The sequence below is a fragment of the Barnesiella sp. CU968 genome (assembly GCF_905219685.1).
Lineage (GTDB): Bacteria > Bacteroidota > Bacteroidia > Bacteroidales > Muribaculaceae > Lepagella > Lepagella muris_A.
The window spans coordinates 1-4069 of sequence record NZ_CAJMXD010000269.1 but is presented as its reverse complement, the minus strand read 5'-3'; the positions used below and the strand labels follow the sequence as shown (position 1 = coordinate 4069).

Annotated in this window: 5 protein-coding genes; 4 read left to right on the top strand and 1 reads right to left on the bottom strand. The window is 51.1% G+C overall.

Translation table 11 applies throughout. The features are described from left to right. A partial coding sequence (locus JX312_RS09995; protein ID WP_304505001.1) for a carbamoyl-phosphate synthase domain-containing protein occupies positions 1 to 573 on the bottom strand: 573 nt, incomplete at its 3' end. Between the two features lie 252 nt (positions 574 to 825). Between JX312_RS09995 and JX312_RS09990 the strand changes: the two genes are divergently transcribed. The 4 genes from JX312_RS09990 to JX312_RS09975 all read left to right on the top strand — a co-directional run. After that, positions 826 to 2091 carry a dihydroorotase gene (locus tag JX312_RS09990; protein ID WP_204457888.1) on the top strand — a complete coding sequence of 422 codons (1266 nt, stop codon included), beginning with the start codon at positions 826 to 828 and terminating at the stop codon, positions 2089 to 2091. 13 nt (positions 2092 to 2104) lie between these two features. Then, positions 2105 to 2860, top strand: coding sequence for a dihydroorotate dehydrogenase electron transfer subunit (locus JX312_RS09985; protein ID WP_204457887.1), 756 nt, complete (start codon positions 2105 to 2107; stop codon positions 2858 to 2860). Beyond that, entirely contained in the window at positions 2857 to 3774 is a 918-nt protein-coding gene (locus JX312_RS09980) for a dihydroorotate dehydrogenase (protein WP_204457889.1), read from the top strand. The genes JX312_RS09985 and JX312_RS09980 overlap by 4 nt, the downstream gene beginning before the upstream one ends. Positions 3775 to 3816: 42 nt before the next feature. Next, positions 3817 to 4069: orotidine 5'-phosphate decarboxylase / HUMPS family protein (locus tag JX312_RS09975; RefSeq protein ID WP_204457886.1), on the top strand; the 253-nt coding region annotated here is incomplete at its 3' end.

Below are 4069 nucleotides of genomic sequence, written 5' to 3'. Positions count from 1 at the left end.
ATTGTATTTTGTGCCGCAGTCCACAAGCACTACCCTCTTCTCCCCTTCTCCGAATTCCTTGACCTCTCTGGTGCTGACCTTGGCGATGAGGTTTTCTTTGTTGGGGTCGTGAAACTCTATGTCCTCACCCCCCTCGAATGTGATTTTTCCGAGCATCGAGCCTTTGTCGCGGAGCAGTTTGGTAAGCGCGCGGGTGTCAATGCCGTAGATACCCGGAATTTTTTCATCCTTGAGCCAGTCGGCGAGAGAGCGTGTAGCCTGCCAGTGACTCGGCACCCAGCTGTAGTCCTGGCATACGATTGCCTCGCAATGTATGCGTGAAGACTCGAAGTAGTCGCTGACATTTGCCTCGGTGCTTTTTTCAGCCGATGGCACTCCGTAATTGCCGAGAATGGGATAGGTGGTGACAAGTATCTGCCCTTCATAGGAGGGGTCGGTGAGGCTTTCGGGGTAACCCGTCATTGCCGTGTTGAAAACAACCTCTCCGGCGCATGGATTTTCATAACCGAAGGAGAACCCTTCAAATTTTGAGCCGTCTTCAAGTGTGAGCACGGCTTTTCTGGAATCTTGCATCGTGTTCATTTTGCGTGCAAAGTTACACAGAATCCCAATAATTAACAAACGGATTACTAAAAATATTTAAAGAGACCGTTCCCGAAAAAAGCAAAATCAGATACACATTATACATTTGGATATGCTTGGATATGCAATTATAGCAAAAGTTACTTTCCAAAATGGCTTTTGCTGAAGAATAGTGAAAATAAATTTTGCTTGTCGCGAAATATGAGTTAAATTTGCATTGAATTCTACGAATTCTGAAATCTCATGGAAAAGATACTGATAAAAAATGCTCTGCTGTCCCCTTCCGGCAAGGAGGGAACGGTAGATATTCTCATATACGAGGGGAAAATCGGGAAGATAGCCCCGCAGGTCGATTCGCCGCATGATTGCAGCGTGATTGACGCTGACGGTCTCACCGTAATCCCCGGGCTTGTGGATGTGCATGTGCATCTCCGTGAGCCCGGTTTTTCATATAAGGAGACCATTGCGGCAGGCACTGCGGCAGCCGCCGCCGGCGGTTTCACCACAGTCTGCCCCATGCCCAACCTCAACCCGGCGCCGGATTCACCTGAGAATCTCGAGCGTCAGCTTGAGATAATACGCCGGGACGCAAAAATCGAGACCATACCCTACGCCACAATCACCCGTTCGCGACTCGGAGCCGAACTCGTGGATTATGAGGCTCTCGCCCCTTTCGTAGCAGGTTTTTCCGACGACGGGTCAGGTGTGCAGGATGAAGAGGTAATGCGCGAGGCGATGAGGGAGATTGCAAAGACCGGAAAGATTCTTGCCGCTCACTGCGAGGTCAATTCTCTTCTGCGCGGAGGATATATACATGACGGAGAATACGCTCGCGCCAACGGTCACCGGGGCATATGTTCCGAAAGTGAATGGGGTGAGATAGAACGCGACATACGTCTTGCCGGGGAAACGGGCTGCCGTCTGCACATATGTCACATATCAACTGCGGAGAGTGTGGATCTTATTCGCAGGGCAAAGGAACGTGGAGTAAGGGTGACATGCGAGACTGCACCCCACTATCTCGCTTTCTGTGATGAAGACATGCGAGAAGAGGGCCGCTTCAAGATGAATCCGCCAATACGCTCGCGCCGTGACATGGAGGCTCTCCGGGAAGGCGCGGCAGACGGCACGATAGATGTCATTGCCACCGACCATGCCCCGCATTCGGCTGAGGAGAAGTCAAAAGGTCTTGAGAAAAGCGCCATGGGTGTCGTGGGTCTGGAGACTTCGCTGGCTGCTGTATACACCCATATGGTCAAGCCGGGACACATATCTTTTTTGCGTATGCTGCAGATGATGGCTTTTGTGCCTCGGGAGCTGTTCGGATTCAGGGGAGGCATACTTCCTGGGAACCGTGCGGACCTCGCTATTGTTGATTTTGACAGGGTGGTTAAAGTTGATTCTACCTCTTTCCTCAGCAAAGGGAAAAGCACGCCTTTCGACGGAACCACGCTTTTCGGAAAGGTGATGATGACCATAGCCGGAGGGAAAACCGTATATAAGTTATGAATCAAGTGTGAAAATGAAAGGAGACAGACATAAACACAGATTTTTCCGCGTGGTTTCCAACAGGAAAGTCGCGGCAAAGACATGGGAGCTGGCGCTTGAGGGCGACACATCGGATTTTACGGCTCCCGGTCAGTTTGTAAATATTTCCGTCGCAGGTAAATATCTGCGCCGTCCGATATCGGTATGCGACATATCGGGCAACAGACTCACGCTGCTCTATGACGTTGTCGGAGAAGGCACTGAGGTTATGTCGGAGATGAAACCCGGCGATACCGCCGATGTGCTTACGGGTCTCGGCAACGGTTTCAGCCTTGCCGTGAAAACGGATAAACCGCTGCTTGTGGGCGGTGGCATAGGATGCGCTCCGCTTCTGATGCTTGCCCGTTCGCTGTGCAAAGAGGGAAAACGCCCTGTTGTGGTGCTGGGATTCAACACTGCGGCAGATGTTGTGCTGAAGAAGGAATTCGAGGATATGGGACTCGATGTGTATGTCTCGACAGCCGACGGTTCGGAGGGTACGCGCGGGTTCGTGACCGATGCTATAGCGGAGAAGAATCCGGACTTCGACTATTTCTATACGTGCGGTCCGCTGCCTATGCTTCGTGCTCTTTGCGAAAGGCTCGCGCAGCCGGGCGAACTCAGTCTTGAGTCGCGTATGGCATGCGGATTCGGAATCTGCATGTGTTGTGTGCTTGAAACCAGAAGCGGTCTGAAAGGCATATGCAAGGCAGGCCCTGTATTCCCTAAAGATGAACTGATATGGAAATGAGAGACACATCTGTAAGCCTGAGTGGTGTCAGGCTCGACAATCCTGTGATACCGGCGAGCGGATGCTTCGGTTTCGGATATGTGATGTCGGAATATTACGACCTTGACATTTTGGGGTCGATATCGATAAAAGGCACTACCCTCTCGCCGCGTGCGGGAAATCCTCTGCCGCGTGTGGCGGAATGTCCCGAAGGTCTGATAAACTCCGTTGGTCTGCAGAACCCCGGAGTGCACAAGGTTGTTTCAGAGGAGTTGCCGAAACTCCGCAAGGTTTTCCACAAACCTGTCGTTGCCAATATCAGTGGTTTTTCGATCGATGAATATGTAGAGGCTTGCCGCGTAATAGACGGTGCGGAGGAAGTCGGTATCATTGAGTTGAATGTCAGTTGTCCCAATGTGCATGGCGGAGGCATGAGTTTCGGCACTCAGCCTGAATCTGTGGCGGAGGTTGTGAAAGCTGTAAAAGAGGTTGTCACCAAGCCGCTGTATGTCAAACTCACACCGAATGTCACCGATATAGTGAAGATTGCCTGCGCGGCAGAGGATGCCGGAGCCGACGGTCTGTGTCTTATAAACACGTTGCTCGGCATGAGAATCGACACCAAGACACGCCGTCCGGTTGTCGCCAACAAAGTTGGCGGTTTTTCTGGGCCGGCGATTTTCCCCGTTGCCGTAAGAATGATCTGGCAGGTTGCCTCTGCGGTGAACATTCCTATTATCGGATGCGGAGGAGTATCGACAGCGGACAATGTGATAGAGATGATGATGGCGGGTGCCACGGCAGTGGAGGTAGGTTCTGCGAACCTTGTTAATCCATATGCATGCAAGGATATCATCGAAGCACTCCCCTCTCGCATGGAAAAGCTGGGAATAGCCTCACTTTTAGACATAATAGGAGCCGCGCTTCCGAGATAGGCATTTTTTTCAACGAATATTTAACGAAACATAACATAACACATGAACAGAGACGTTATCATAGCCTGCGATTTTCCGAACGCCGAAGAAACACTCGCTTTCCTCGACAAATTCAACGGCGAAAGCCGCAAGCCCTTTCTGAAAATCGGAATGGAGCTTTATTACGGAGCAGGCAACGAGATTGTGAAAGAGATCAAGTGCCGTGGCCACAAGATATTTCTTGACCTTAAATTACACGATATTCCAAACNCGGTTCGCAAGGCGATGAAGGTTCTTTCGGCACTGGATGTAGATA

Coding starts and splice junctions, on each gene's coding strand:
- JX312_RS09990 (WP_204457888.1), top strand. CDS start 826: ATGGAAAAGATACTGATAAAAAATGCTCTGCTGTCCCCTTCCGGCAAG.
- JX312_RS09980 (WP_204457889.1), top strand. CDS start 2,857: ATGAGAGACACATCTGTAAGCCTGAGTGGTGTCAGGCTCGACAATCCT.
- JX312_RS09985 (WP_204457887.1), top strand. CDS start 2,105: ATGAAAGGAGACAGACATAAACACAGATTTTTCCGCGTGGTTTCCAAC.